General features: G+C 49.4%; 24 protein-coding genes. 14 read left to right on the forward strand and 10 right to left on the reverse strand.

Annotated elements, in window-relative coordinates; genetic code table 11:
• The first annotated feature begins 129 nt into the window (after positions 1 to 129).
• Both ACTHSN_RS00450 and tehB read left to right on the forward strand, forming a co-directional pair.
• Positions 130 to 519: a PH domain-containing protein gene (locus tag ACTHSN_RS00450; RefSeq protein WP_003678731.1), complete on the forward strand. Its 390-nt coding sequence runs from the start codon at positions 130 to 132 to the stop codon at positions 517 to 519.
• 12 nt (positions 520 to 531) lie between these two features.
• The gene (gene tehB / locus ACTHSN_RS00455) at positions 532 to 1,401 is read left to right on the forward strand and encodes an SAM-dependent methyltransferase TehB (RefSeq protein ID WP_199904667.1); all 870 of its coding nucleotides are present in this window, start codon (positions 532 to 534) and stop codon (positions 1,399 to 1,401) included.
• A 56-nt stretch (positions 1,402 to 1,457) separates the two neighbouring features.
• Here the strand turns inward: tehB and ACTHSN_RS00460 are convergent, their stop codons facing one another.
• Together ACTHSN_RS00460 and ACTHSN_RS00465 are read right to left on the reverse strand one after the other, a co-directional pair.
• Positions 1,458 to 1,958, reverse strand: a complete 501-nt coding sequence (locus ACTHSN_RS00460; protein ID WP_107768878.1) for a GNAT family N-acetyltransferase — start codon at positions 1,956 to 1,958, stop codon at positions 1,458 to 1,460.
• 13 nt (positions 1,959 to 1,971) lie between these two features.
• Complete coding sequence (locus ACTHSN_RS00465; RefSeq protein WP_107768877.1) at positions 1,972 to 2,508, reverse strand: isochorismatase family protein; 537 nt, start codon at positions 2,506 to 2,508, stop codon at positions 1,972 to 1,974.
• Between the two features lie 153 nt (positions 2,509 to 2,661).
• On the opposite strand from ACTHSN_RS00465, the gene argS reads away from it, so the two are divergent.
• Positions 2,662 to 4,380, forward strand: a complete 1,719-nt coding sequence (argS, locus tag ACTHSN_RS00470) for an arginine--tRNA ligase (protein ID WP_440364996.1) — start codon at positions 2,662 to 2,664, stop codon at positions 4,378 to 4,380.
• Between the two features lie 153 nt (positions 4,381 to 4,533).
• Here argS and ACTHSN_RS00475 read toward each other — a convergent pair whose 3' ends face one another.
• Entirely contained in the window at positions 4,534 to 4,890 is a 357-nt protein-coding gene (locus ACTHSN_RS00475) for an STAS/SEC14 domain-containing protein (RefSeq protein ID WP_070461355.1), read from the reverse strand.
• 18 nt (positions 4,891 to 4,908) lie between these two features.
• Positions 4,909 to 5,799, reverse strand: coding sequence for a DMT family transporter (locus tag ACTHSN_RS00480; protein WP_107768875.1), 891 nt, complete (start codon positions 5,797 to 5,799; stop codon positions 4,909 to 4,911).
• Positions 5,800 to 5,973: 174 nt separating this feature from the next.
• Between ACTHSN_RS00480 and ACTHSN_RS00485 the strand changes: the two genes are divergently transcribed.
• The gene (locus ACTHSN_RS00485) at positions 5,974 to 6,321 is read left to right on the forward strand and encodes a hypothetical protein (RefSeq protein ID WP_070461357.1); all 348 of its coding nucleotides are present in this window, start codon (positions 5,974 to 5,976) and stop codon (positions 6,319 to 6,321) included.
• A gap of 73 nt (positions 6,322 to 6,394) precedes the next feature.
• Here ACTHSN_RS00485 and ACTHSN_RS00490 read toward each other — a convergent pair whose 3' ends face one another.
• Positions 6,395 to 7,147 (reverse strand): CPBP family glutamic-type intramembrane protease, encoded by a 753-nt coding sequence (locus ACTHSN_RS00490; RefSeq protein WP_070461358.1) that lies wholly within the window; start codon positions 7,145 to 7,147, stop codon positions 6,395 to 6,397.
• Between the two features lie 207 nt (positions 7,148 to 7,354).
• On the opposite strand from ACTHSN_RS00490, the gene ACTHSN_RS00495 reads away from it, so the two are divergent.
• Positions 7,355 to 7,753, forward strand: a complete 399-nt coding sequence (locus ACTHSN_RS00495) for a DUF350 domain-containing protein (RefSeq protein WP_199901827.1) — start codon at positions 7,355 to 7,357, stop codon at positions 7,751 to 7,753.
• Positions 7,754 to 7,954: 201 nt separating this feature from the next.
• On the opposite strand, the gene ACTHSN_RS00500 is transcribed toward ACTHSN_RS00495, so the two are convergent.
• Positions 7,955 to 8,797, reverse strand: a complete 843-nt coding sequence (locus ACTHSN_RS00500; RefSeq protein ID WP_003745718.1) for an outer membrane beta-barrel protein — start codon at positions 8,795 to 8,797, stop codon at positions 7,955 to 7,957.
• Positions 8,798 to 9,203: 406 nt separating this feature from the next.
• Between ACTHSN_RS00500 and ACTHSN_RS00505 the strand changes: the two genes are divergently transcribed.
• From ACTHSN_RS00505 to ACTHSN_RS00520, 4 genes are all read left to right on the forward strand, one after another.
• The gene (locus ACTHSN_RS00505) at positions 9,204 to 10,217 is read left to right on the forward strand and encodes an SPFH domain-containing protein (protein ID WP_070461359.1); all 1,014 of its coding nucleotides are present in this window, start codon (positions 9,204 to 9,206) and stop codon (positions 10,215 to 10,217) included.
• 203 nt (positions 10,218 to 10,420) lie between these two features.
• Positions 10,421 to 12,106: a DUF4178 domain-containing protein gene (locus tag ACTHSN_RS00510; protein WP_070461360.1), complete on the forward strand. Its 1,686-nt coding sequence runs from the start codon at positions 10,421 to 10,423 to the stop codon at positions 12,104 to 12,106.
• Positions 12,103 to 12,465 (forward strand): adenosylmethionine decarboxylase, encoded by a 363-nt coding sequence (gene speD / locus ACTHSN_RS00515; protein ID WP_070461361.1) that lies wholly within the window; start codon positions 12,103 to 12,105, stop codon positions 12,463 to 12,465. The genes ACTHSN_RS00510 and speD overlap by 4 nt, the downstream gene beginning before the upstream one ends.
• 201 nt (positions 12,466 to 12,666) lie before the next feature.
• Complete coding sequence (locus tag ACTHSN_RS00520) at positions 12,667 to 14,271, forward strand: NAD(P)-binding protein (protein WP_070461362.1); 1,605 nt, start codon at positions 12,667 to 12,669, stop codon at positions 14,269 to 14,271.
• Between the two features lie 66 nt (positions 14,272 to 14,337).
• Here the strand turns inward: ACTHSN_RS00520 and ACTHSN_RS00525 are convergent, their stop codons facing one another.
• Both ACTHSN_RS00525 and edd read right to left on the reverse strand, forming a co-directional pair.
• On the reverse strand, positions 14,338 to 14,976 hold the full coding sequence (locus ACTHSN_RS00525) for a bifunctional 4-hydroxy-2-oxoglutarate aldolase/2-dehydro-3-deoxy-phosphogluconate aldolase (RefSeq protein WP_070461363.1): 639 nt from the start codon (positions 14,974 to 14,976) through the stop codon (positions 14,338 to 14,340).
• A gap of 90 nt (positions 14,977 to 15,066) precedes the next feature.
• Positions 15,067 to 16,902 carry a phosphogluconate dehydratase gene (gene edd, locus ACTHSN_RS00530; protein ID WP_070461364.1) on the reverse strand — a complete coding sequence of 612 codons (1,836 nt, stop codon included), beginning with the start codon at positions 16,900 to 16,902 and terminating at the stop codon, positions 15,067 to 15,069.
• A 484-nt stretch (positions 16,903 to 17,386) separates the two neighbouring features.
• Between edd and zwf the strand changes: the two genes are divergently transcribed.
• From zwf to pgi, 5 genes are all read left to right on the forward strand, one after another.
• Positions 17,387 to 18,832: a glucose-6-phosphate dehydrogenase gene (gene zwf, locus ACTHSN_RS00535; RefSeq protein WP_070461365.1), complete on the forward strand. Its 1,446-nt coding sequence runs from the start codon at positions 17,387 to 17,389 to the stop codon at positions 18,830 to 18,832.
• Positions 18,833 to 18,895: 63 nt separating this feature from the next.
• Complete coding sequence (pgl, locus tag ACTHSN_RS00540; protein ID WP_070461366.1) at positions 18,896 to 19,591, forward strand: 6-phosphogluconolactonase; 696 nt, start codon at positions 18,896 to 18,898, stop codon at positions 19,589 to 19,591.
• Positions 19,572 to 20,552, forward strand: coding sequence for a glucokinase (locus ACTHSN_RS00545; RefSeq protein ID WP_070461367.1), 981 nt, complete (start codon positions 19,572 to 19,574; stop codon positions 20,550 to 20,552). The genes pgl and ACTHSN_RS00545 overlap by 20 nt, the downstream gene beginning before the upstream one ends.
• A gap of 77 nt (positions 20,553 to 20,629) precedes the next feature.
• Positions 20,630 to 21,478, forward strand: coding sequence for a DNA-binding transcriptional regulator HexR (gene hexR / locus ACTHSN_RS00550; protein ID WP_004519348.1), 849 nt, complete (start codon positions 20,630 to 20,632; stop codon positions 21,476 to 21,478).
• 143 nt (positions 21,479 to 21,621) lie between these two features.
• The gene (gene pgi, locus ACTHSN_RS00555) at positions 21,622 to 23,265 is read left to right on the forward strand and encodes a glucose-6-phosphate isomerase (protein ID WP_070461368.1); all 1,644 of its coding nucleotides are present in this window, start codon (positions 21,622 to 21,624) and stop codon (positions 23,263 to 23,265) included.
• A 52-nt stretch (positions 23,266 to 23,317) separates the two neighbouring features.
• Here pgi and ACTHSN_RS00560 read toward each other — a convergent pair whose 3' ends face one another.
• Both ACTHSN_RS00560 and ACTHSN_RS00565 read right to left on the reverse strand, forming a co-directional pair.
• Positions 23,318 to 24,415: an NnrS family protein gene (locus ACTHSN_RS00560; protein WP_070461369.1), complete on the reverse strand. Its 1,098-nt coding sequence runs from the start codon at positions 24,413 to 24,415 to the stop codon at positions 23,318 to 23,320.
• A 294-nt stretch (positions 24,416 to 24,709) separates the two neighbouring features.
• Positions 24,710 to 25,324 (reverse strand): CadD family cadmium resistance transporter, encoded by a 615-nt coding sequence (locus tag ACTHSN_RS00565; RefSeq protein WP_003678684.1) that lies wholly within the window; start codon positions 25,322 to 25,324, stop codon positions 24,710 to 24,712.
• Positions 25,325 to 25,379: the final 55 nt, after the last annotated feature.

The following is a 25,379-nucleotide window of genomic DNA, read 5'->3' on the forward strand; positions in this document are numbered from 1 at the left end:
GTCGAATAAGGCGGTATCATAACATAAGGCCGTCTGAAATATCGGCAAATGCCGTCTGAAATATCGGCAAATACGGTTTGCGCGTGTAAAATACCCTGCACTTATCACTCGTATAGAAAGCAGGCAGATATGGGATTATTCAGCGGCCTTTTGGGCAATGCTTCGCAAAAAGACGCCGATGCGGTGGAACGCGATTTGGCGAATATCCTGATTGATGGCGAACAGGTAAAAATGGCATTCAGCCTGGTGCGCGATTTGATTGTGTTTACCGAATATCGGCTGGTGTTGGTGGACAAGCAGGGATTGACCGGCAAGAAAGTGTCTTACCGTTCGATTCCGTATCGTTCCGTGTCACGCTTTTCGGTGGAAACCTCGGGCCATTTCGATTTGGATGCCGAGCTGAAGATTTGGGTTTCTTCTGGCGAAGCGCCGACCGAAACCTTGCAGTTTAAAAGCGACAAGAGCGTGATTGCCATTCAAAAAGCTTTGGCAGAAGCTGTGTTGAAACCGTCAAAATAGAAAGGAAACATGATGAGCAAACAGCAAGAATTGTTTTGTTACAAACAGATGCCGGTGTGGACGGCGGACGAGATTCCCGAAGCCTTGTTGTCCAAACACAATACTGCCGCCGGTACTTGGGGCTGCCTCAATGTCCTCCAAGGCCGTCTGAACTTCAACGAAGTGGACGAGGCGGGTAATATTACGGCTACGTACGAGTTGACGCCTGAAAGCGATGATTGGATTATCCATCCGCAAGCATGGCACTTTATCGCGCCGCAAACGCAAGACACGGAAATCCAACTGTCGTTTTACTGCGAGGCGGCGGACTATTTCAATAAGAAATACGGCATGAGCGCGACACATTCGGCCGTCCGTGCCGCCGAGGGCATCGTACCTGTCGGCAAGGTTTTGGATATGGGCTGCGGTCAGGGGCGCAATGCGCTGTATTTAGGTTTGAAAGGTTTTGACGTTACCGCTGTCGATAATAATCCCCATGCGGTTCAAAACGTGGAAGAGCTGGCGCGTATTGAAGAATTGAATGTCCGCGCGTTTGAATACGACCTCAACGCCGCCAATATTCAGGAAAACTTCGATTATATGGTGGCGACCGTGGTGTTTATGTTCCTGATGCCGCGTTACGTTCCTGACGTGATTGCCAATATGAAGGAACACACCAACCCCGGCGGCTACAATTTGATAGTGTCTGCGATGGATACGGAAGATTTCCCTTGTCCGATGCCGTTCCCATTCAAATTCAGTGAAGGCGAGCTGCGCGAATACTATAAGGATTGGGAATTGGTGGAATACAAGGAAGAGCTGGGCTCGATGCACGCGAAAGACGAATTTGGCAATCCGATTCAGTTTAAATTCGTCACCATGCTGGCGAAGAAACCGGAATAAAGGTTTTGCCGTCAAAAGGCCGTCTGAATTCAGTTTTCAGACGGCCTTTGCCGTAATCAATCCACAATCCTTTTGCCCAAAATCACAACGTCTGCCAACATGGTTTCCAAATCGCAGACTTGCGGCAGCCGCCCCCATTCTTCAAAACCGAAACGGTGAAACAGGTTCAGGCTCGGATAGTTGTGGCCGAACACAAGCGCGATGACGTTGCGGATGTCTAAGGACGGCGCGCGTTCGAGCATATGCCGCAACAGGATTTTGCCCACGCCTGCGCCGCGCATATCGTGGCGGACATAAACGCTGACTTCCGCACTGATGTGGTAGGCGTAGCGCGGATGGTAGTCGCTGAAACTGCCCCAGGCCAATACGGTGCCGTCGGTGTCGTAAAGGGCGTAGATCGGGCGTTTGTCCGTGTGTGCGGCAAACCATATTTCGCGTTCGGCAACCGTGGTCGGCGACAAATCGGCCGTGGATTGGCGCGTGGCCACGGTGCTGTTGTAAATATCGACGATGGCGGGCAAGTCTTGGCGCAGGGCAGGGCGGATGGTGTATTGCATTTCAGACGGCCTGTTATTGAATCAGTTTGGAGATAGTCTTAAAGGCCGGATGTTTGGCATCGCCGAGCAGTTGGAACAAAATACTTTCGACATTGGAAACGGTAATGCCCTGACGGCTCAGTTGCGCCAAACCATTGTCGCGGTTGGCCGTTGTGCGAGAGGCGGTGCATTCAAAAGGCAAGGATACGGCGTAACCTTGCGCCTTCAAATCCAAGGCCGTCTGAAGCATACAGATATGCGCTTCCGCACCCACCAAAATAACGTTTTTGATGTCGTTTTTGCGTAAGATTTCCTGAATTTCGGGCAAAAACGCCGAGAATCGGGTTTTCTCGATAACAGGCGTACCTTCGGGCAATAGCAACGATACGGCGGATACGGTGTTGCCCAAACCTTTCGGGTATTGTTCGGTTACGGCAAAGGGTACGTCCAAGGCCGTCAAGCCTTGAATCAGCAGGCGGCAGCGTTCCAACATTTCGTCCGCGCCAGAAAGGGCGGGCAACAGGCGTTCTTGAATATCGACAATCAGACAAAGTGTATTTTGGGGGTTCATGGCTTTTCCTTTCAGACGGCCTTTACAGCAAAATCGTTGAATCAGAATACAATCATATAACAAGCCGCTGGAAAAGTATTGCAGCTTGCCCTGTTTTAAAGCCCGAAATTCTTTTAAAATACCGCCTGATTTGAATTGATAGAGACCGACAACATGAATTTATACCAAACCGTCGAACGTGAAGCCCAAGCAGCCTTTGCCGCTGCAGGCATTGCCGACAGCCCCGTTGTTTTGCAGCCGACCAAGAATGCCGAACACGGCGATTTCCAAATCAACGGCGTAATGGGTGCGGCGAAAAAAGCCAAACAAAATCCGCGCGAGTTGGCGCAAAAAGTGGCCGAAGCATTGGCCGACAATGCCATGATTGAAAGCGCGGAAGTCGCCGGCCCGGGCTTTATCAACCTGCGCCTGCGTCCTGAGTTCCTCGCCCAAAACATTCAGACGGCCTTGAACAACGCGCGTTTCGGCGTAGCAAAAACCGACAAACCGCAAACCGTCGTCATTGACTACTCTTCGCCCAATCTGGCGAAGGAAATGCACGTCGGCCACTTGCGTTCCAGCATCATCGGCGACAGCATTTCGCGCGTATTGGAATTTATGGGCAACACCGTCATCCGCCAAAACCACGTCGGCGACTGGGGTACGCAGTTCGGCATGTTGGTTGCTTATTTGGTTGAGCAGCAAAAAGATAATGCCGCGTTTGAGTTGGCGGATTTGGAGCAGTTTTACCGCGCTGCCAAAGTGCGCTTTGACGAAGACCTTGTCTTTGCCGATACCGCGCGCGAATACGTTGTGAAGCTGCAAGGCGGCGATGAAACCGTGTTGGCGTTGTGGAAACAGTTTGTCGATATTTCGCTCTCGCACGCCCAAGCCGTTTATGACACGCTGGGCTTGAAACTGCGTCCTGAGGACGTAGCGGGCGAATCGAAATACAACGACGATTTGCAGCCCGTGGTTGATGATTTGGTTCAAAAAGGTCTGGCGGTCGAAGACGACGGCGCGAAAGTCGTGTTCTTGGACGAGTTCAAAAACAAAGAAGGCGAACCCGCTGCGTTTATCGTGCAAAAACAAGGCGGCGGCTTCCTTTACGCTTCCACCGATTTGGCGTGTCTGCGCTACCGCATAGGCCGTCTGAAAGCCGACCGCCTGCTGTACGTCGTCGACCACCGCCAAGCCCTGCACTTCGAACAACTTTTCACCACTTCCCGCAAAGCAGGCTATCTGCCGGAACATGCAAAAGCCGAGTTTATCGGCTTCGGCACGATGATGGGCAAAGACGGCAAACCGTTCAAAACGCGCAGTGGTGACACTGTAAAACTGGTTGACCTGCTGACCGAAGCCGTTGAACGCGCCACTGCTTTGGTGAAAGAAAAAAATCCCGAATTGGGTGCGGATGAAGCCGCTAAAATTGGCAAAACCGTCGGCATCGGCGCGGTCAAATACGCCGATTTGAGCAAAAACCGCACCAGCGATTATGTGTTCGACTGGGACGCCATGCTCTCGTTTGAAGGCAACACCGCCCCCTACCTGCAATACGCCTACACCCGCGTGCAAAGCGTGTTCCGCAAAGCCGGCGAATGGGACGCAACCGCGCCAACCGTTTTGACCGAACCGCTGGAAAAACAGCTTGCCGCCGAGCTTCTGAAATTTGAAGACGTGCTGCAAAGCGTGGCAGATACGGCGTATCCGCACTACCTCGCCGCCTACCTCTACCAAACCGCCACCCTGTTCAGCCGCTTCTATGAAGCCTGCCCGATACTCAAAGCCGAAGGTGCAACCCGAAACAGCCGCCTGCAACAGGCGAAGCTGACCGGCGACACGCTGAAACAAGGTTTGGAGTTGTTGGGTATTGATGTATTGGATGTGATGTAAGTTTTTGAATGAAAACAATGAAAGGCCGTCTGAAACTTTGCGGATTGCAAGGTTTCAGACGGCCTTTTTATGCTTTGAAAAATATTGTGATACCGTTGTTTGACCTAAGCGGTTTTGAATTTGCTCAGGTAATGCGTTCAGACGGCCTTATCTTTATTTCAAATTGCTTGCCAACAGCCAAGCCTGTGCTTCAGTGGCGTCGCTGAAATATTTGGGATGTTGGTTGGTCAGGAGGCTGGAAAGGCGCGCGCCGAGTCTGATCCAGATGTCGTCGGTAATGACGGCAACGCGGCCGAAGTCGGTTTCGTGTTGGTTGAGGAATTTGATTTGTTCGACCGCCATATCGATGGTGAAGTCTTTCAACATGGACAAGTCCAACAGGATGTCGGGCAGATGGATTTTTTGTTTTGCGGCCAACAAGGCTTCTTCCAATTGGCGGAAATCGTCCAAAGTGAACTCGTTGTACAGCGCTACGTTTAAGCCGTAAGATTGTTCGCGGATGGAAATCATGGTGTTCTCCTTGTTAAATTATTGCTTCATCAGAAATTTTTTGATTGAGGCCGGAGTAAAACTGCTGAACACGCCGCCTGCAACAATGATAACCATGCCGGCGGCTTCCTGCCAAGTGATTTTATCGCCGAAAAGCAGTACGCCGGACAGGGCGGAGAAAACGACAGCCAGGTAGGAAAGCGAGGCAACGGTAAATTTCTTGCCGACCTTATAGGCGCGGGTCATGGCAAGTTGGGCAATCATGGCGGAGATGCCGATGCCGGCCAGATAGGGCAGGGAAGACACGGTCAGCGGATGCCAGCCGGTAAAGCAACTCCAAATGGCAGACATAATCAGGCCGGTAAGCGACAGATAAAACACCACGCGCCAGCCCGGCTCGCCCAAAAGCGAGAGTTCGCGCACCTTCAAATACGCCCAGCCCGACATGGCGCCGCCTGCTAAGCTGACCAGCGCGGCAAATTCCTGTCCGCCTTGAAAAGATGGGTTGAGCAACAGGATAACGCCGATAAAGCCCATAACCAAAATGGCTTGGGTATAAAGCGTAATTCTTTCTTTTAAAATGAAAAATGAAAAGATGGCAAGCCAGATGGAGGACGTGTAGTTGAGTGTGACGCCTGTTGCCAGCGGCAGATGCATGACGGAATAAATCGTGCACATCATAGCAAGCGTGCCGATGACGCTGCGGTTAAGATGGGTTTTCCAATGCGGCGTGGAAAATGTGTTGCCTTGCGCTTTGGCCATGATGCCTAAGAACAGGGTGGAGACCAGCATGCGCCAAAAGACCAGCTCGCCGCTGGAAAAGCCGAATTGCGTTGAGGCGGCTTTGACGGAGAGGTTCATGACGGTAAAGCCGAGCGCGGCAATAACCATCCATGCTGAGCCGAGCGGATCTTTTCTGACGGTTTCCATTTGATGGGTGTGTAAAGCGGTTTTATTAATAAGAAAATATTATACAGGTCAATCAGGCCGTCTGAACAATATCGTTGGGTTTCAGACGGTCTTTTTATTAGAAAATGAGAATTATTATTGAAGAATAAAGTGGATTTTTATAGAATGGAAGCCCTGTTTTAAGAAAGGCTTGTCATGAAAGTTTCCAATATTTCCGCTGTATTGCTGTCTGCTTTGTTTTCCGTTGCCGTTTCTGCCGCGCCTTTGGGGGAGGTTTCTTCCGAAAACGGTAAGATTTTCAGCGGCGAAAATTACATGGTCGTTAAGAAAGACATGAAGAAAGGGGAGCAGATTAAGCCGCACGATCATCCGGGTTTTAAAACGCTGATTTTTGCCGTTGGAAAAGGAAGCTTTGACGTGACGTTGAATCAGACTGAAAAACATACTGTCGGCGCAGGCTCGGTGTTGAGGTTTGGCAGCGATGCAGTGATTGAGGCAATTGCAACCGAAGATGCGGATGTGGCAATTACTTTGATTAAGTAAACCGATAGATGATAAAAGGCCGTCTGAAAAATGATGTTTCAGACGGCCTTGTTTATTCATTCAACTATTGCCATTAAGCGCAAATCAAATAGATGAAGCCGGAGCCGAAGATATCTGCCAAGGCGTGAATCAGGAAAAACGGCAACAGGTTTTTGACTTTGTATTTGTAGAAGAAGTAGTACATCAAGCCGAAAACAACGCCGATAACGGTCGCCCAAAGCATGCCTTGGTAAGTATGGAAGGAGACACGTACCAAGGTTGAATAGGCCAATGCCTGCCATTTGTATTTGTCTTCCACGCAGGTTAAAAGGCCGAGGAAACAGAATTCTTCGTAAAAGCCGTTTAAAAGGCCGTAGAGGATGGCCATCGGCGCAAGGGCAGCGAATTTGTCGAAGATGGATAATGGTTTGATGTATTGGAAGATTTCAGTGGTAAAGTAATTGTAGCCGCCGCTTAACGAAGTTACCGCATCGGCGGTCAGACCCATCAGGATAAAAATCACAGGCGTCCAAAACAACACGCCTAAGTTAAAACGAATCGGCAACTGTTTGAAGTCGAAACGGCGGATAACGAGGTAAATCAGAGCAATAGCAAGCAGCATCAACTGCAGGCTCATGTTTTCCGAATAAGCCACGCCGGTTACCGCAGTATCGCGCACTTCTTCGGCAACCGCGGCCGTTTCCACTTGCGGCATCAGGCTGGCAATATAAAGTTGGGTAGAACGGTAGGCAAATTGACCGAACAGGATAGCGGTAACAATCAGCATGTCAAACCAGCGCAGATTGCGCAAAGGCTCTTTAGGGCGGATAGCGGCGAGTATGCTCATAATTCTCCTCTTTACTCTAATTAAATGGTAGTGCGCAATAGTTACATAAACATACAAAAATCGTCAACAATTATCACAATAAAACATGAATTAAAAAATCAGGCTGTTTCAGACGGCCTGAAGCGCTTCTAAAATGCCGTATTTTCCGAAGGGTTTATCTTCAAAAATATGGCATAATCACTTTATTGCAAACTAAGGAATCTTATCGTGAGTATTTCTCTGCCCCAATATCTGCTCTACCTGCAATACATGTTGGCAGGTGTCGCCATGACTGTAGTTTTTGGTGCCGTATATCTGCGGATTACCCCCGCCGAAGAATTGCGCCTGATTAAAAACGGCAACCTTGCCTGCGCCTTATCATTTGGCGGCGCGTTGGTCGGTTTCTGTCTGACACTGGCTTCAAGTATTGCCCACAGCGTCAGCTTCATCGATTTTATCCTGTGGGGACTTGCCGCAGCAGTGATTCAGATTTTTGTCTATTTCGCTGCAACAATGATGATTAAAGACGCTACCCCAGAACTTATCGGCAACAATGTCGCCGTCGGCGCGCTGTTTGGTGCAGTGTCCATCTCGATCGGCATTTTGAACGCTGCTTGCTTGACTTGATTTTGATGGTTGGTTGGATAGCAAAAGATGTGCTGATCCTGACTCCTGCCTGGAAAAATTATCGGTAGATTTTTTTGACTGATAAGGTCTTATGTCTGATGGTATTGGCGTTATAGTGAAATTCTGAAAGCATCAAAAAATTCAGACGGCCTGTTATATACAAGGCCGTCTGAAACGTTTTAACTACTTAAACTCATCAAATTAGAAAGAGTATTGCAATCTTACGCCCGCTTCGTGGGTGTGGTTTTTAGGTTCTATAGATCCCAATCCATATGAGTCATACTCTTCCGTAACGGTAAGGTTCGATTCTTTAACTTTCCAGCCGCGATAGAATGGAGCGAGGCTGATTTTGGAGCCGTTCGCGAATTTTTTAGATATAGGCACTTCAACCTCAATACCTTGTCCGCCGCCTTGTTTCATTCGGGTTTCTACCTGGTCGGGTTCGTAAGAATATTGGCGGCCTTTCACGGCACGATTGTAGGCAATGCGGGGAGATATCTCAAAGTTTGCAGGAAGGGCGATATTTACTCCGGTATTGATTTGCGCATATGTGGTTCGGTTTTTGCGGTCATAATCATTTGGATCAATGCGGCTACTTAAGTCTCTCAGAACGCGGTGTCCCAAGCCGGCTCCGGCAGTAATGCTAAAGCGATCGTTAATCGGGAGTGTATATTCGTATAAGGCACGGATATCGTATGCGCGGCGTGGTGCATTTTTGAGTGTGGCTGAGCCATAACTTGCTGAATCGTCGATATAATCCTCAGTTATATATTGTACGCTTCCCGTGTAATCTGTTTTACCGCGCGAATAACGGCCTTCTAATTTTGCCGCATGGCGATCGTTGAAACGGTATTTTACGCCGGCATTAATAGACCATAAGTTGCCTTTTTGCTGCATTAAGCGACTACCATCTTTTTCGTATTCGCGATAGGTCTCGTTGTAATATTCGCTACCAACGGTAAATTCAACAGGGCGGGCAGCCTGTGTACTTACGGTAGCAGAGAGTACTAACACAGCAAAACAGAAATGAGCAGAATTTTTCATATAAATTCCTTTTACTTTATGAAAGCCAATGTGATAATTTGAAAATACAGCATGATGAATTTCTAGGATTTGATAAATATTAACAGGTGTAGTGAACGCTTGGTATGGTGTTTAATGATTTTCTACCTGTATTTGTCTTTTTTATGATATAGCGCAGGTAAAAGCAGAAAAATAGTGTAAAACAGAGTCTGCATGAATTTTAATGATATGTTAATGTTTCTGGGTGGGCTAGTGGGTTTAACACTAAAAATAGATAGAGCAACCCACTCTATTCCCAGGCATAAAGACATTTTGAATGTTAATATCGTATGACATTCTATTTATATAAAATAAGCGATATGACCAACCAGGCAAATTGACCTGACAGCCTATAAGTTATCCCTTCTTCTTCAAATAAGGAACTGCGATGTTCAACTTTATCAAGAAACAGTTTATCGACGTCATTCAATGGCCGAATCCCGATGACAGCCTGTTGATGTGGCGTTTTCCGATTGCCGATGAGGAGATCCAAAACGGTGCGAGCCTGACTGTGCGTGAGGCGCAGATGGCGATGTTTGTCGATGAAGGCGTAACCGCCGACGTGTTTGGGCCGGGGCGTTACACGCTCAATACGCAAACGTTGCCAGTACTGACCAACTTGAAAAACTGGGACAAGCTTTTTGAATCCCCGTTTAAATCGGATGTTTACTTTTTCAATACCAAACAACAGCTCGCACGTAAATGGGGGACGTCCCAACCAGTTACCGTACGCGATGCCGAGTTTGGCGCGGTGCAACTGCGTTCGTTCGGTATGTATTCTTACCGTATCAGCGATCCGGCAAAATTTTTCAAAGAAGTTAGCGGCGTGGCGGCGCAATACAGCGGCGTAGATTTGGAAAACCAGTTGCGCAATATTGCAGTCACCCAATTGGCGGCGGCGTTTGGCAGATCCGGTATCCCATTCTTGGATATGGCGGCGAACCAAGTTTTGCTGTCGCAAAAAATCGGCGAATTGCTCGGAGCGGAATTTGCCAAGCTGGGTTTGGCGCTGGAAAACTTCACTGTTGAAAGCATTACCTTGCCTGCGTCTATTCAGGCTGCGTTGGATAAGAAAATTTCAATGGGCGTTATCGGCGATTTGGGACGCTACACCCAATATCAAACCGCCGAATCTATCCCACTTGCGGCACAAAATGAAGGCGGACTTGCTGGAATCGGTGCAGGTTTGGGCGTAGGTGCCGGTATTGGTCAGGCGATGGCGGGTGCCATGGCGGGCATGATGCAGCCGAATACGCAACAGGCTCAGCAAAATGCTCAGCCGGCTGCCGAAGATCCGCAGGCTAAATTGGTGAAACTCAAGTCTTTGCTGGATGGCGGTTTGATTTCGCAAGAAGATTTTGATAAGGCCAAGGCTGAAGTGTTGAAGCAGCTGATTGGTTAATCAATTGAAGGCCGTCTGAAAAATATCATTCAAAGAAGCGTTGAGCTGCTTCTGTGAAAAGTTTTCAGACGGCCTTTCGAATCATTTGATTGAGTCCGTTCGGCGATTTGGTTTGTTTCTAATCTGAAATCATTGATAAAACCAGTTGATAGAAACGCTAAGGCCGTCTGAAACATTCCAACCCATTCTGTAAAAGCAAACCCATGTCTCAAACTCCTTTCTTTAAAACCGACTGCCCAAGCTGCGGCGCACCGGTCGAAGCGCATTCTGCTTCTGCCGTGACGCTGGTGTGCGGCTATTGCAACAGCATGCTGGTGCGGCAAGATAACGGCGTTGTCGACTCCGGCCGCGATTCCGCATTGCTGGAAGATTTTAGTCCGCTGCAAATCGGAACCAGCGGCACATTTGTCGCTCAACGCTTTACCTTGGTCGGACGGCTTCAGGTGCAATACGACGATGGTGCGTGGAATGAATGGTATGCGTTATTTGACGACAGCAGAGCAGGTTGGCTTTCTGAGGCGGGCGATTTGTATGTGATGACTATGCCGGTCGAAATCGATAATCCGCCGAAATTTGAAGACACGCGAGCCGGATTTAGCGAGCTGACTTTTCAAGATAAGCACTATATCGCCTCCGATGTCCGCAAAATCAGTTTGAAACACGCCGCCGCGCAGGGTGAATTGCCGTTTGTTTTGAAAGAGGATACAGAAAATCGGGTTTCCGACTGGCGTTGCGAAAACCTTTTCATCACGCTCGATTACAGCAACAAAACACCCGAAGCCTTCTTCGGGCGGATGGTAAACCTAGATGATTTGAAGCTGGAAAACACGCGCCACGAAGATGAAATTAAAGAAAGCGCAGGCCGTCTGAAAGGCAGTATTACTTCAGAAAACTGTCCTAACTGCGGCTCATCCATTCATTGGGTAAACGGTCTGACTTCTCATCTGAACTGTCAAAGTTGCGGCAGCGAATTGGCAGTCGGCAAGGATAAAGCGGAGCTTATTACCGCGAACAATCTGCGTTTGTCGCAAAATACGATGTTTACTTTGCCTGTCGGCTCGACAGGCCGTCTGAAAAATAAAGAGTTTCATGTTATCGGCGCAATCAGATATTTAGAAACAGATGCGCAGGAAACATTTGATAACTTGTTCAAAGGAGCCAAACATACATTGGCACCAGAAGGGCAGTGGACAGAGTATCTGCTTTACAACCCAACTCAGGGTTTCTTATGGCTGGTTGAAGCTGATGAAGGTTGGAATATTTCCGAAACCTTGAACGATTGGCCGCGCCTCGACCGCAACCGCCAACCGCAAGGCTATGGCAAACTTTATGACTATGGCGGACGGGTCAGGGTTGCCAGCGGAGCGTTTTATTGGCGTGTCCGAAGCGGTGATTTGAACTATTACAGCGATTACCGAGATGGACAAAGCCGTAAGATTGGCTCCGAACTAAACAGTCACGAAATGGCATGGACTAGAAGTGCCCCAATTGCTTATCGGGAAATTGCAGATGCGTTTAATCTGACCAATAAAATATCATCTTATACCGTGAAAATGAGTGCGGATGATATCGATGAAAAATTACGACTTCTGATGATTGCTATTTTGGTTATCGTCAATATTCCGTCATTGTTTATGAATGGCTTCGATGCACTGTTCGATATATTTCTTATCGGTTGGGGTGTCTATGCTCTTTTTATAGTTGGACGGAAGAGAGATGAAAATGGCGAACAGAGTATTTCCCGAGTGGGATATGTTATTTGTGCAATGGCTTTGATTGTTTTTGTTACGATGATGAATTATGCAGATTTGGATGATGACAGTAGCCGAGTTCATTCAGGAGGAAGCTACGGCGGTTATTCAAGCGGCTATTCCGGAGGCCATAAATGACCCATGCCCCCGGTAACCATGGCCTATTGGACTTATATGGCTGCGATGAAGCCATCTTAAAAGATGAAGGCCGTCTGAAAACCGCTTTGGTAGCAGCCGCACAGGCAACAGAAGCGACTATATTAACCGAACATTTCCACACCTTCGGCGGCGCAGGCGGCGTAACCGGCGTTTTGCTGCTCGCCGAGTCCCATATCAGTATCCATACTTGGCCGGAACACCGTTTTGCTGCTATAGACGCATTTATTTGCGGCGGTATGAAATTGGAAAAAGTGAAGGAAATCTTGTGCAGGGAATTGGCGGCGGAACAGGTGGATTGGACGGTTGTAAATAGAGGCAGTGATTTGACTTTATTTTAGTTTTATCAATATTGGCAAGAGGGGCAAAAGTTCAACGCCAAGCATACGCCATTTGATATTTCAGGAGATGTTAATTTATTGCTGGTTAAGTAAGTGTTATCGGTTCTATAACATGAAGGCATTTGGAAATAATGGGTATCTTACAGAGAAAAGGGTGTATGACTTGCTTTCCTAAAAAATACTGAAAAGCAATAATTTATTATGCTAACCCGCCGTCAATTTCTCAGCTATACCGCCGCGCTTGGCGCTGCTTCTGCTTTTTCTTGGCAGACTTACAAATACCTCAACCATAAACCGCCGGTTTCTATTAACCGTGTCGGCTTGCCGTTGGGGCATTTGTTGCGTGACGGGGAATTGCTCAATCAGCCGACCCGTCGTTATGAATGCAATACGTTGATACTTGGCGGCGGTGTGGCGGGTTTGGGGGCGTTGTGGTATTTGGCGAAGCATAATCACTGCGATGTATTGTTGGCAGAAGGGTTTGAACGCAATGGCAACAATGCTGCCTATACGTCTTCAGACGGCCTGAAAGCGCCGAGTGGCGCGCATTATTTGGCTTTGCCGTCGAAAGAAAGCGTGTATGTGCGCGAGATGTTGGCGGATTTCGGTATTTTGCAGTCGGACGGCAGCTTTAGGGAAACAGATTTGGTCTATGCGCCCGAGTCGCGCCTCTTATATCAGGATAAATGGGTGGAACATTTATTGCCGAAAGAAGATGCGGATTCCAAACGGTTTTTTGATTTGATAGGCCGTCTGAAACAGGCTTACGGCAATGACGGTAAGAAAATTTTTGCCATTCCGATTGTGCTGTCATCGGCAGATAAAACATGGCGCAAACTTGATGATTTGACGTTCAAACAATGGCTTGAGCAAGAGGGCTACACCTCGCCCGAGCTTTTATGGTATCTCGATTATTGTTGCCGCGACGATTACGGACAGGGCATAGCGCAAGTATCCGCCTTTGCCGGACTGCATTATTTTGCCGCCCGCAACAGCGCGGAAACCGTCCTCACTTGGCCCGAAGGTTTGGCGCATCTTTCTGAAAACCTACGCCGTCATGCCGGTTTGCAGGAAGGCTGGCAATGGCCGTCTGAAAACCGTATCCGTTTGGAGAAGCCTGCTTCAATTAATGCTTCCGCCGTCAAAATCAAACCGCTTTCAGACGGCCGGATTGAAGTGTGGCTGCGTGATAATGCAAAAGGGGAAACCGTTGCCGTCACTGCGCAACACGTTATCTCCGCCATGCCGCTGATGGTTGCCGCCTGCATTATTGAATTTCCCGAACAATTTGGTCTGGACATCCCAGAATACGCGCCATGGCTGGTTTCTAATTTTGAACTGCACAGTTTCCCGAAAGAAAAAAACAACAGCGAACTTGCGTGGGACAATGTGGTTTACGGCAGCCAAGGGCTGGGCTATGTTGTTGCGACCAACCAGTTTATCCGGGTTGCCCGTCCTGAACGCACGATTTTTACCGCCTACGCCGCGCTCAATCACGATGCGCCACAAGTCGTCCGCCGCCAGCTGCTTGAAGCAAGCGACGAAGAGCTGCTCCAGCTTGCCGCCCAAGATCTGCTTACCGCTTACGGCGAAGGCTTTTGGCGGCACGTTTCCCATGTTGATATTACCGTTCGCGGGCATGGTATGAGCGTGCCGAAGCCCGGCTATTTAAGCGATGAGGCTTTATTAAAAATCAGAAACCGAAATGGCGGATTGTTGTTTGCACACAGTGATTTAAGCAGCTATTCGGTATTTGAAGAGGCTTTGTATTGGGGTGTGGAAGCGGCACGGAAAGTGTTGGCTTAATTGATATAAAAAGGCCGTCTGAAATCATATTCAGACGGCCTTTTCTCTTTTAACTTAATAACCTGATTAGGCTTTTGGTTTCAAAGCGGCAGCTTCGCGAGCCAGACGGGTGATGGTATCCCAGTCTTTGTTTTTGATGGCTTCTTTCGGAGTCAGCCATGAGCCGCCGACGCACAAGACATTAGGCAGCGCTAAGTACTCGGGTGCAGTTACCAGGCTGATGCCGCCGGTCGGGCAGAAGCGAACGTCGGCATAAGGGCCATAGAGTGCTTTGAGCATGGCTTTGCCGCCAACGACTTCGGCAGGGAAGAGTTTGAGGGTGTCGATACCGTGTTCCAAAGCCAGTTGGACTTCGCCCGGAGTGGCAACGCCGGGAATCAGGGGGATGCCGCTGTTGTGGCTGGCTTTGGCGAGGGATTCGTGCAAACCAGGGCTGATGGCGAAAACTGCGCCTGCGTCTTCGACGGCTTTGAGCTGTTCGGGATTGGTTACCGTACCCGCGCCGACGATGGCGTTAGGCACTTCTTTGGCAATCAGGCGGATGGCGTCGAGGCCGACGGGGGTGCGCAGGGTGATTTCGAGGGTGGGGATGCCGCCTTCGACAAGGGCGTGGGACAAATCGACGGCGGTGCTCAAGTCGTCAATCGCCATCACAGGCACAACTGCGCCGGCTGTCAGAATTTCACGAGGGGTCAGTTTGGACATTTTAGGTCTCCGTTGGGGACTGTATCGTAATAGGGTTGTTAACATGGTTTCAGACGGCCTGATTGTTTTAAAAGGCCGTCTGAAAATGGTTTAGGCAAATTCGCCGCCGAAGCTCATAGCACCGGTTTCTGCGCTACTGGTCATGCTGCGGAAGTTGGCGAAAAGTTCGCGGCCGCAACCTTGTTGGTTAGCGCTCAAATCGATGCGTTCGACTTCGCGGGCATTCCATTCGGCTTCGTTAATCAGGACGTTGAGTTCGCCGGTAACGGAGTCGAAGCGGATCAGGTCGCCGGTACGGATTTTGGCGATATTGCCGCCCATCAGGGCTTCAGGCGTCATGTGGATGGATGCAGGCACTTTGCCGGATGCACCGGACATACGGCCGTCAGTCAGCAGCGCCACTTTAAAACCGCGGTCTTGCAGGATGCCCAAAGGCGGGGTCAGTTTGTGCAATTCGGGCATACCGTTGGCACGCGGGCCTTGGTAGCGGACAACGCAGACGAAATCGCGTTCCAACTCGCCGCGTTCAAACGCAGCCAACACTTCGCGTTGGTCGTTGAATACGATGGCGGGCGCTTCAATGATGCGGCAACCTTCGCGCACGGCAGATACTTTAATCACGCCGCGACCGATGTTGCCTTTCATCAGGCGCAAACCACCGTCTGGGGAGAACGGATTGTCGGCTTTGCGCAGGATGTCATCGTTGCCGCTGGTTTCGGGGGCTTCGCGCCATTCGAGTTTGCCGTCGATGAGGAAAGGCTCTTTGGTGTAGTGGCGCATACCGTGTCCGACGACGGTATCGACATCGTCGTGCAATAAGCCTGCGTCCAGCAATTCGCGGATAACGAAAGGCAGGCCGCCTGCTGCGGTAAAGTGGTTCACGTCGGCTTTGCCGTTGGGGTACACGCGGATCAGCAATGGGATGATGGAGGAAATTTCGTCGAAGTCGTCCCAGTTCAAAATCACGCCTGCGGCACGTGCCATGGCAACGAGGTGCATGGTGTGGTTGGTCGAGCCGCCGGTTGCCATCAGGCCGATCAGGGCGTTGATGAAGGATTTTTCGGTCAACATTTCGCCCAATGGTTTGATGGTGCCGTTTTTGATGCCGCGTGCGAGGTGTCCGGCAGCGTAGCGGGTTAGGGCTTCGCGCAGGTCGGTATAAGGATGGACGAAGGCGGCGGCAGGCAGGTGTACGCCCATCATTTCCATCATCATTTGGTTGGAGTTGGCAGTACCGTAGAAGGTACAAGTACCCGGGCTGTGGTAAGAGCCCATTTCGCTTTCAAGCAAGGCATCGCGGCCAACTTTGCCTTCGGCGAAAAGCTGGCGGGTACGGGCTTTTTCTTTATTGCCGATACCGCTGGACATCGGGCCTGCGGGGACGAAGATGCCTGGAATATGGCCGAAAGACAACGCACCGATCATCAGGCCGGGAACAATTTTGTCGCACACGCCCATAAACAGGCTGCCGTCAAACATTTGATGCGACAGACCGATAGCGGTACTCATGGCAATCACGTCGCGGGAGAACAGCGACAATTCCATACCGGCATAACCTTGCGTGATGCCGTCGCACATGGCGGGTGTGCCGCCGGCGACTTGGGCGGTTGCGCCGTTTTTCTGTGCTTCGTCTTTGATTTGGTCAGGGAAGTCTTTAAACGGCTGGTGTGCGGAAACCATGTCGTTGTAGGCAGTGATGATGCCTAAGTTGGGGACGGTTTCCTGAAGCATTTCGATTTTGATGCTTTTAGGCATGGCGGCATAGCCGTGAGCCAGATTGCTGCAGCCGAGTTGGTTGCGCTCTAAGCGTCCCATCTGTTTGGCACTACGGATTTTCGCCAGATATTTTTCACGCGTCGGGCGGCTGCGCTCGATGATGCGCTCGGTAATCTCGGCGAGTTTAGGGTGAATCGGAGTGGGGTTCATGGGCTGTCTCCTGGCTAAACGATATGATAGGGATTTTGTTTGCGCGTTTCTGATTTTTGTATTGGGTGTTTTCTTCAGACGGCCTTGAGCTGTGGGAATGAATAATATGGGCCGTCTGAATATTTGAAGATTTTCTCTTCGAAGCGTCCGCATATTATAGTACAAAATCTGTAATTTTGTTACAAAATAATTTACTAAGTGGAAGAAATTTGATTTAAATCGAGGTATGGTCAATTCGTAAAATGGCAGGCTGCAAAAGTCATCAAACTTTTATGTTAAATCAAACAATTTGTAAAAATGAGAATAGACAAAATGTGTAGCCATGTGTAGTATTACTACTCATTAGCCCGCTTGTTTGAAATTTTGGTGCAGGCGATTGGTTTTTTACTGCTTATTGCTTAAAGGCTTTTGATTCTAATCGATTTTTATAGATGACGACAGTCCAAAAGTTTTGAAGCAAGCTTCCTCAACGAGAGATGAAACAATGAGTACACAGACAAATTTTGATTTGGTGTTGTTTGGCGCGACCGGCGATTTGGCAATGCGTAAACTTTTGCCTTGCCTGTATCAGGCGCATGTAGCCGGTTTGCTTCATCCCGAAGGTCGTATTTTGGGCGTAAGCCGTAGCGAATTGGATACCGCCGGCTTTTTGGCTAAAGTGGAAACGAATTCTAAAATCCATGTCAAACAAAACTTCTCAGAAGAAGCGTGGGCATCGTTTATCCAACGTCTTGAGTATTTGAAAGTCGATGTGACAAAGAAAGACGACTTCATTGCTTTGGGCGACTTGGTAAAAGCGCGCAAGAATACTGAGAATGTCGTGATCTACCTCTCAACTGCGCCGAAATTCTTTGCGCAAGCCTGTGAAAACCTTGCCGAAATCGGTTTGAATGCCGATAACGTGCGCGTAGTTTTGGAAAAACCGTTGGGTACGGACTTGGCTTCTTCCCAGCAAATCAATACAGATGTGGCCCGTTATTTCAAAGAAGAGCAGATCTACCGTATCGACCATTATTTAGGTAAAGAAAGCCTGCAAAACCTGCTGGCCTTGCGTTTTGCCAATGTGATGTTCGAGCCTTTGTGGAACAACAAATATATTGAAAGTGTACAGCTGACCATCGCCGAGCAGTTGGGCGTGGAAGAACGCGGCGAGTTTTACGACATTACCGGCGCGTTGCGCGATATGGTGCAAAACCACTTGATGCAAATGCTTTGTATGACTGCCATGGAAGCACCGGCGAGCTTGGATGCGGATGCCGTACGCGACGAGAAAGTAAAAGTCATTAAATCGCTGAAACCGCTGACCATCGAATCCGTCAACGAAAATGTTATTCGCGGCCAATATGTTGCAGCAAACGGCATGAACGGCTATCTGGAAGAAGTCGATGTACCGAAAGACAGCTTCACTGAAACCTATGTTGCCATCAAAGCCGAAATTGAAAACGAGCGTTGGAAAGGCGTACCTTTCTACCTACGTACCGGCAAACGCATGGCAGGAAAAGTGGCGGAAATCGTGTTGAACTTCCATCCGCTGCAAAACCATATTTTTGACAACAGCCAACCTGCGCCGAATCGTTTGGTTATTGAACTACAACCGACCGAATCCGTCCGCCTTTACACTCAAGTAAAAACCCCGGGTGCAGGCAACAAAGTCGAAGTGACACCGATTGGCGTGGACTTGGGCACAGCAGTAGAGGGCCGCCGCGCTGAGGCTTATGAGCGCCTGCTGCTGGATGTGATTAACGGCAAACTCGCTTTGTTCAACCGCCGCGACGAACTCGAAGCCGCTTGGGAATATGTGATGCCTATCCTGGAAAACTGGGCGAACAATACAACGCCTCCGCATGCTTACGAAGCCCATTCTTGGGGTCCTGAAGCTGCGCGCGCGCTGTTGGCGCGTGACGGCAACAAGTGGCACGAAGAGCAATAATATTTCTTTCAGACGGCCTTGTTTTCCAACAAAAGGCCGTCTGAAACCATGAAAGGACGAAACATGTTTGTTTGGCACGAACAAGAAAACGCTGCAACTGCCGCGCAGGCTCTCGCTGATGCCGTTGCCGCTGCATTACAAACCGCGTTGAATGAGAAAGGCCATGCGGTTTTGGCTGTTTCCGGCGGTCGTTCGCCGATTGCGTTTTTCGAGGCTTTGTCGCAAAAAGATTTAAATTGGCAAAATGTCGGCATTACTTTGGTGGACGAGCGTATTGTCCCGACCACGCATGCCGACAGCAATACAGGCTTGGTACGTGAATATCTGCTCAAAAATAACGCGGCCGTTGCCACATGGATTCCTGTTGTTGAAGACGGAAAGTCTGAAACTGAATTACAACCTGAAGTTGTCGTTGCTTATGCATTGAAACATTACAAGCAACCTGACGTGCTGGTGTTGGGCATGGGAGGAGACGGGCATACAGCGTCGTTGTTCCCTCAAGCGCCTCAATTACAGGCCGCAATCAATGAAGCTGATGACCCGACATTGATTCATACTACGCCGGTTACCGCGCCGCATGAGCGTGTGAGCATGACTTTGGGTGCGATTGCCAAGACGCCGAATGTATTTTTGGCCATTCAAGGCGCAGAGAAAAAAGCAGTATTTGATAAAGCTGCCACAAGGGCTGATACCGAATATCCGACCAGCCTGATTCTCAATCACCAAGGAATTAACTGCCATGTCTACTATGCACACTGAAGCTTATCCCCGCCTGGTCGCCGATATCGGCGGTACGAATGCCCGTTTTGCGCTTGAAACTGCACCGCAAGTGATTGAGAAGGCTGAAGTTTTACCTTGTAAAGATTACGATACCGTCGTTGATGCCGTCAAAACTTATTTGGAACGCGCAGGCAGCCCGAAAGTTTTGCACGCCGCCTTTGCGATTGCCAATCCGATTTTGGGCGACTGGGTGCAGATGACCAACCACCACTGGGCGTTTTCCATCGAGACCACCCGTCAGGCTTTGGGTTTTGAAACGTTGATTCTGTTGAACGATTTTACCGCCCAAGCTTTGGCAGTGACCAAAACTGAAAAGAATGACTTGGTACAAATCGGCGGTCAAAAGCCCATCGAATTTGCACCTAAAGCCGTTATCGGCCCGGGTACCGGTTTGGGTGTCAGCGGTTTGGTGCACAGCGCTGCCGGCTGGGTGGCATTGGCAGGCGAGGGCGGCCATACCAGCTTCCCGCCGTTTGACGATATGGAAGTGTTGATTTGGCAATACGCTAAAAACAAATACGGCCATGTTTCTGCCGAGCGTTTCTTGAGCGGCGCAGGTTTGAGCCTGATTTACGAAGCATTGGCCAAACGCGACAACATCAAACAATGCCGTCTGAAACCTTCGGAAATCACCGATAAGGCATTGAGCGGAACATCGCCGATTTGCCGTCAGACTTTGGATATTTTCTGCGCCATGCTGGGTACGGTTGCTTCCAATTTGGCTTTGTCATTGGGTGCGCGCGGCGGCGTGTATTTGTGCGGCGGCATTATCCCGCGCGTGTTGGATTACTTTAAAACGTCCCCGTTCCGCAGCCGCTTTGAAAATAAAGGCCGCTTTGAGGCTTATCTTGCCGCTATTCCCGTGTATGTCGTATTGAGCGAGTTTCCGGGCATCGTCGGCGCGGCGGTCGCATTAGACAATCATTTAAATAACGTTTAAACACACAAACGGCGGTGCAGGGCAGGGGGTGGAAAAAACCCTTGTCCTGAACGTCAAAAAATCAAAGGGTAGAGTATATGTTAAGCAAAATCAGCGAATCATTGTCCAATCTCTCCGGCGCAGAACGCAAAGTTGCCGAATCTGCGTTGGCCGAGCCGAAATGGTTCGTTCATGCCGCTGTGGCCGAAATCGCCGAGCGTGCATCCGTCAGTCAGCCGACTGTAATCCGTTTCTGCCGCAGCTTGGGTTACAAAGGCTTGCCTGAGTTCAAACTCGCTTTGTCTGCCAGTATCGGTCATGAAGGTATGCCTTACGTTCATGAAGAATTAAACGCCGATGACAACATGGGCAGCGTGGTCGAAAAAGTGTTGGGCAACGCCGCAGCCTCCCTCTTGGGCGAGCGCCGCTTTCTGAAAGAATCCGAGCTGGAAAACGCGATTGCCATTCTGATGCACGCGCGACGCGTTGAGTTTTATGGAGTCGGCAACTCCGGCATCGTTGCCCAAGATGCGCAACACAAATTCTTCCGCTTCGGTATGTCCACCGTTGCCTATGTCGATACGCATACCCAGTTGATGGCAGCTTCCGTGTTGACCGAGCAGGATGTGTTGGTGGCGATTTCTAATACCGGCTCATCTATCGAATTGTTGGACGCGGCCAGTATCGCCAAAGAAAACGGCGCAGCCGTTATCGCGCTGACCCGCAATGATTCGCCGTTGGCTCAAATGGCCGACTGTGTATTGAGCATTGCCACTCAGGAAAATGCCGAGCTTTATACGCCTATGGTGTCCCGCCTTCTGCAGTTGGCCGTTATCGACATTCTTGCTATCGGCTTGGCCTTGCGCTTGGGCGATACTGCCAGCACGCAACTGCAAAAAAGTAAAAAAAGCATACATAACAAACACATCGAATACGATAAAGATTGATTCTTCACTGATATCTTCAGACGGCTCCAACCCACATCAAGGCCGTCTGAAACCTCAAAAAACGGAAACCACCCCGTTCCCGTTTCAGACGACCTCACGGCCGTTTTCTCAACAAAACTGTCCACTATCCAGGAGAGCATCCGATGAAACACCTTCACGATTTACCAGCTTGGTCAAAATTATGGATACATTTTGACGAAACCAAAGAACAACACATGCGTGAAATGTTCGAGCAAGATCCCGAACGTGCCGAGCGCTACTGGCTGCAGGTTGGCGGCCTGACTTTGGATTATTCTAAAAACCGTATCAACGACGAAACCATGGCACTGTTGTTCGAGCTGGCGCGTGAAGCAGGCGTACCGGAGCGGATGCAGCAAATGTTCCACGGCGAAAAAATCAATACGACAGAAAACCGCGCCGTACTCCACGTTGCCCTGCGCAACCGTACCAACGCCCCTATCGTCGTGGATGGCGAAGATGTCATGCCTAAGGTTAACCATGTCCTGCAACGCATGGGCGAGTTCGCGCATGAAGTCCGCAGCGGTAGCTGGTTGGGCTATACCAATCAAGTCATTACCGACGTCGTCAATATCGGTATCGGCGGCTCTGACCTCGGCCCTCTGATGATGTGTACCGCGCTCAAGCCTTTCGGCCATCCGCGTTTGAACATGCACTTCGTCTCCAATGTGGACGGCTCCCAACTGCGCGACGTATTGTCCAAAGTCCACCCCGAGACCACCCTCTTCATCATCGCCTCCAAAACCTTTACCACCCAAGAAACCCTGACCAACGCCCTGACCGCACGTAAATGGTTCTTGGATCATGCAGGCGATGAAAGCGCCGTGGCCAAACACTTCGTTGCCGTATCGACCAACCAAAAAGCCGTTGCCGAATTCGGTATCGATACCGCCAATATGTTTGAATTTTGGGACTGGGTCGGCGGACGATACAGCCTCTGGTCGGCCATCGGCCTACCGATTATGCTGTATCTCGGCGAAGAAAACTTCATCGAAATGCTCAACGGCGCACACCTGATGGACCAACACTTCATCAACACGCCGCTGGAGCGCAACCTGCCGGTTATCCTTGCCCTTATCGGTGTTTGGTACATCAACTACTACGGCGGCGGCAGCCACGTTATCGCTCCTTACGACCAACATCTCCACCGCCTGCCCAAATTCATCCAGCAGCTCGACATGGAGAGTAACGGCAAACAAGTTACCCTTGACGGTAAACCGGTCGGTTACGAAACTTCCCCGATTATTTGGGGCGAAACCGGTATCAACGGCCAGCATGCCTTCTTCCAACTGCTGCACCAAGGTACGCACATCACGCCGATTGACCTGATTGCATCCCTTGAAAAACGCAGCAATTTGCAAGGCCACCACGAAATCCTGTTGGCAAACGTCTTTGCCCAAGCCGAAGCCTTTATGCGAGGTAAAACGCCTGACGAAGTACGCGCCGAGCTTCAAGCACAAGGCATGGACGAAGCGCGTATCGAAGAGCTGGTTCCGCACAAAACCTTCTCCGGCAACCGCCCGACCAACCTCATCCTCATGGACAAAATCAACCCGCGCAATATGGGCAGCCTGATTGCCATGTACGAACACAAAACCTTCGTGCAAGGCATTATTTGGGGCATCAACAGCTTTGACCAATGGGGCGTAGAACTCGGCAAACAGTTGGCCAAAACCATTCTTGCCGAATTGACCGGCGAGACTGAAGTGCAAAAACACGACAGCTCCACTACACGCCTGATTAATCTTTATTTGAACGCCAACAAATAAAGCATTTATTTAAAACAAAAGGCCGTCTGAAAGTTTCAGACGGCCTTTTGTTTCATTCCGGATCATCCGTAAACGCATTTTCCCGAAATATCGGTACAAACGTGAAAAGATACAGTACGAACACGGCGATGGTCAGAATCGCAGGAACGGTAATGAAAAATATCGGGTTCACGTTCATCAAGAAAGCGCGCGAGATGGCGGCCATAAAGAGTAGGGGGATGGCAATGCGGCAGAGTTTCGGGTAGTCGAGTTTGGTAAAGCCGCTGTGCCACAGTCCGGCGGTCAGCCACACCATCATCACGCCGCCCATCATACCGCCGAGGGTAATCAAGTGTAATGGGGCGGAGGAAGGCAGATTTTGCAGTTTCTCCACGCCTGTCCACAGATAGCCTGCGGCGGCAAAAAGCTGGAGCAGGTAATAAGTGCAGACGTAGTGTTTGCGCAGGAGTTCGTGATGGTGGAGCTCACGCAGCTTGGCGAGCAGGATGAATCCGACGGCAAGCGCGGTAAAACCGGCGGTTTGTGCGGGCAGCCAAAGTTCGGCGGCGGCGTGCAGCAGCAGGAAAGTAATGGCGATGTTTTTATAAACGATATTTGGAATAAAAACAGGGTCTTTCAGACGGCATTCTTTAAGGGCTTCCGCGCCCAAAAGAATGCTGACGCGGACGGATACAAACATGACAGCTGCTATGTTCAGATGTACTTGCGCGCGCAGTAAGTTCAAATCGCCAGTTGCGGCGTAGGCCGTCTGAAAAACGGTAAATGCGGCGAGCAGCATTAGTAGGGCGAAGTTATCAGTGTTGCGATCAAGCCAAATCAGCCAAGTGCAGAACAGCAGCAATACCAGCCAATAGACAGCAACGAAAAACGAGGCAGTTTGCGGCGAAAAGGGCAGTATGGCGGATGCGGCGAGCAGTAATGCCGCCATCAAAGTAGCGACAGGTTTCAGACGGCCTTGATAGCCCGTCCATTCAAGCATGGCGGCAGTCAGAAAACCGCCGTATGCCGCAGGCAGCATGAGCTCTAAGAAGATTTGGCGGTGCAAAATGACGGCACCGGGGCCGATGAAAAACACCAACGCGCCGAGTATGGCAAGCACCGCCGCACCGACGAAAAACGGCCGCATGGGGTGGGTAAAAAACTTATTCATAGTTTGGCTTGATTCTGCATGAAGATGCTTTCGGATATAGATTTATTGGGAGGACAGGGCTGTATTTTTGCCAAACAGGCAAGCCTTCGGCTTGCTTACCCTCTCCCTAGCCCTCTCCCACGGGGAGAGGGGATTAAACTGCCAAACCCGAACATTTTTAGGTTTACCTGACATCTGATTCTCAATTCTACGTTCTTTGATTTTCAGCAACCTGATCCCCTCTCCCCGTGGGAGAGGTTTAGGGAGAGGGCAACGAACCGCAAGGTTTGTCAGATACTCAAATGCCCGTATCATTCATATTATTGATATTATTGTTTGAATTGTATTATTTTCAATAATAATAAATAATCCTAAACCAATATAAATAACAGCCATTATCCAACGACTAAACTTCTCTACAATTTCACCAACACCTGCAATATTAGCCAATCTTTGTGCTGTATATACTAAAACAAAAATCAATATTAAAAATACAAGAAGAGTAACTAATAAGTCGACAAGATCTAAAGTCACAAAGTAAGGAACAAAAAGTCCAATATTATCTGCACCACAGCTAGCAACTGTAACCAAAGCAACAATACCGACTAATTTTGACAACCCTTTTTCATCCAATTCTTTTTTAGCTCTTTTTTCGCCCTCACAATCGTCGTAAATAGCAACTTTAATACCTAAGTAAATTGGTATTAAACCTAATAAACCCAACACCCATTTTTCCGGAACATAATGCAAAACAAAAGCTAGAAATAAACTAACTAATATTAAAATTACAGAACCTAAATATTGTCCGATATAAATATCTCGATATTCTTTTCTAGTATTTGCTCTAGCAAAAAATATTAATAGTATTACCAACAAATCTACTGCTGTAGCAATATATAAAACAGCAGCAGTAATCACAGTCGAAAACATAAAGCACCTCATAATGAATCCCCTGCCCCCTTGGCACCACGGCTTTTTCAAAAAC

Source organism: Neisseria sp. P0009.S010 (assembly GCF_051958545.1).
Classification (GTDB): domain Bacteria; phylum Pseudomonadota; class Gammaproteobacteria; order Burkholderiales; family Neisseriaceae; genus Neisseria; species Neisseria subflava_A.

Excerpts from the sequence above, each read along its gene's own strand:
- ACTHSN_RS00450 (WP_003678731.1), top strand. The coding sequence starts at position 130 with ATGGGATTATTCAGCGGCCTTTTGGGCAATGCTTCGCAAAAAGACGCC.
- tehB (WP_199904667.1), top strand. The coding sequence starts at position 532 with ATGAGCAAACAGCAAGAATTGTTTTGTTACAAACAGATGCCGGTGTGG.
- ACTHSN_RS00460 (WP_107768878.1), bottom strand. The coding sequence starts at position 1,958 with ATGCAATACACCATCCGCCCTGCCCTGCGCCAAGACTTGCCCGCCATC.
- ACTHSN_RS00465 (WP_107768877.1), bottom strand. The coding sequence starts at position 2,508 with ATGAACCCCCAAAATACACTTTGTCTGATTGTCGATATTCAAGAACGC.
- argS (WP_440364996.1), top strand. The coding sequence starts at position 2,662 with ATGAATTTATACCAAACCGTCGAACGTGAAGCCCAAGCAGCCTTTGCC.
- ACTHSN_RS00475 (WP_070461355.1), bottom strand. The coding sequence starts at position 4,890 with ATGATTTCCATCCGCGAACAATCTTACGGCTTAAACGTAGCGCTGTAC.
- ACTHSN_RS00480 (WP_107768875.1), bottom strand. The coding sequence starts at position 5,799 with ATGGAAACCGTCAGAAAAGATCCGCTCGGCTCAGCATGGATGGTTATT.
- ACTHSN_RS00485 (WP_070461357.1), top strand. The coding sequence starts at position 5,974 with ATGAAAGTTTCCAATATTTCCGCTGTATTGCTGTCTGCTTTGTTTTCC.
- ACTHSN_RS00490 (WP_070461358.1), bottom strand. The coding sequence starts at position 7,147 with ATGAGCATACTCGCCGCTATCCGCCCTAAAGAGCCTTTGCGCAATCTG.
- ACTHSN_RS00500 (WP_003745718.1), bottom strand. The coding sequence starts at position 8,797 with ATGAAAAATTCTGCTCATTTCTGTTTTGCTGTGTTAGTACTCTCTGCT.
- ACTHSN_RS00505 (WP_070461359.1), top strand. The coding sequence starts at position 9,204 with ATGTTCAACTTTATCAAGAAACAGTTTATCGACGTCATTCAATGGCCG.
- ACTHSN_RS00510 (WP_070461360.1), top strand. The coding sequence starts at position 10,421 with ATGTCTCAAACTCCTTTCTTTAAAACCGACTGCCCAAGCTGCGGCGCA.
- speD (WP_070461361.1), top strand. The coding sequence starts at position 12,103 with ATGACCCATGCCCCCGGTAACCATGGCCTATTGGACTTATATGGCTGC.
- ACTHSN_RS00520 (WP_070461362.1), top strand. The coding sequence starts at position 12,667 with ATGCTAACCCGCCGTCAATTTCTCAGCTATACCGCCGCGCTTGGCGCT.
- ACTHSN_RS00525 (WP_070461363.1), bottom strand. The coding sequence starts at position 14,976 with ATGTCCAAACTGACCCCTCGTGAAATTCTGACAGCCGGCGCAGTTGTG.
- edd (WP_070461364.1), bottom strand. The coding sequence starts at position 16,902 with ATGAACCCCACTCCGATTCACCCTAAACTCGCCGAGATTACCGAGCGC.
- zwf (WP_070461365.1), top strand. The coding sequence starts at position 17,387 with ATGAGTACACAGACAAATTTTGATTTGGTGTTGTTTGGCGCGACCGGC.
- pgl (WP_070461366.1), top strand. The coding sequence starts at position 18,896 with ATGTTTGTTTGGCACGAACAAGAAAACGCTGCAACTGCCGCGCAGGCT.
- ACTHSN_RS00545 (WP_070461367.1), top strand. The coding sequence starts at position 19,572 with ATGTCTACTATGCACACTGAAGCTTATCCCCGCCTGGTCGCCGATATC.
- hexR (WP_004519348.1), top strand. The coding sequence starts at position 20,630 with ATGTTAAGCAAAATCAGCGAATCATTGTCCAATCTCTCCGGCGCAGAA.
- pgi (WP_070461368.1), top strand. The coding sequence starts at position 21,622 with ATGAAACACCTTCACGATTTACCAGCTTGGTCAAAATTATGGATACAT.
- ACTHSN_RS00560 (WP_070461369.1), bottom strand. The coding sequence starts at position 24,415 with ATGAATAAGTTTTTTACCCACCCCATGCGGCCGTTTTTCGTCGGTGCG.
- ACTHSN_RS00565 (WP_003678684.1), bottom strand. The coding sequence starts at position 25,324 with ATGTTTTCGACTGTGATTACTGCTGCTGTTTTATATATTGCTACAGCA.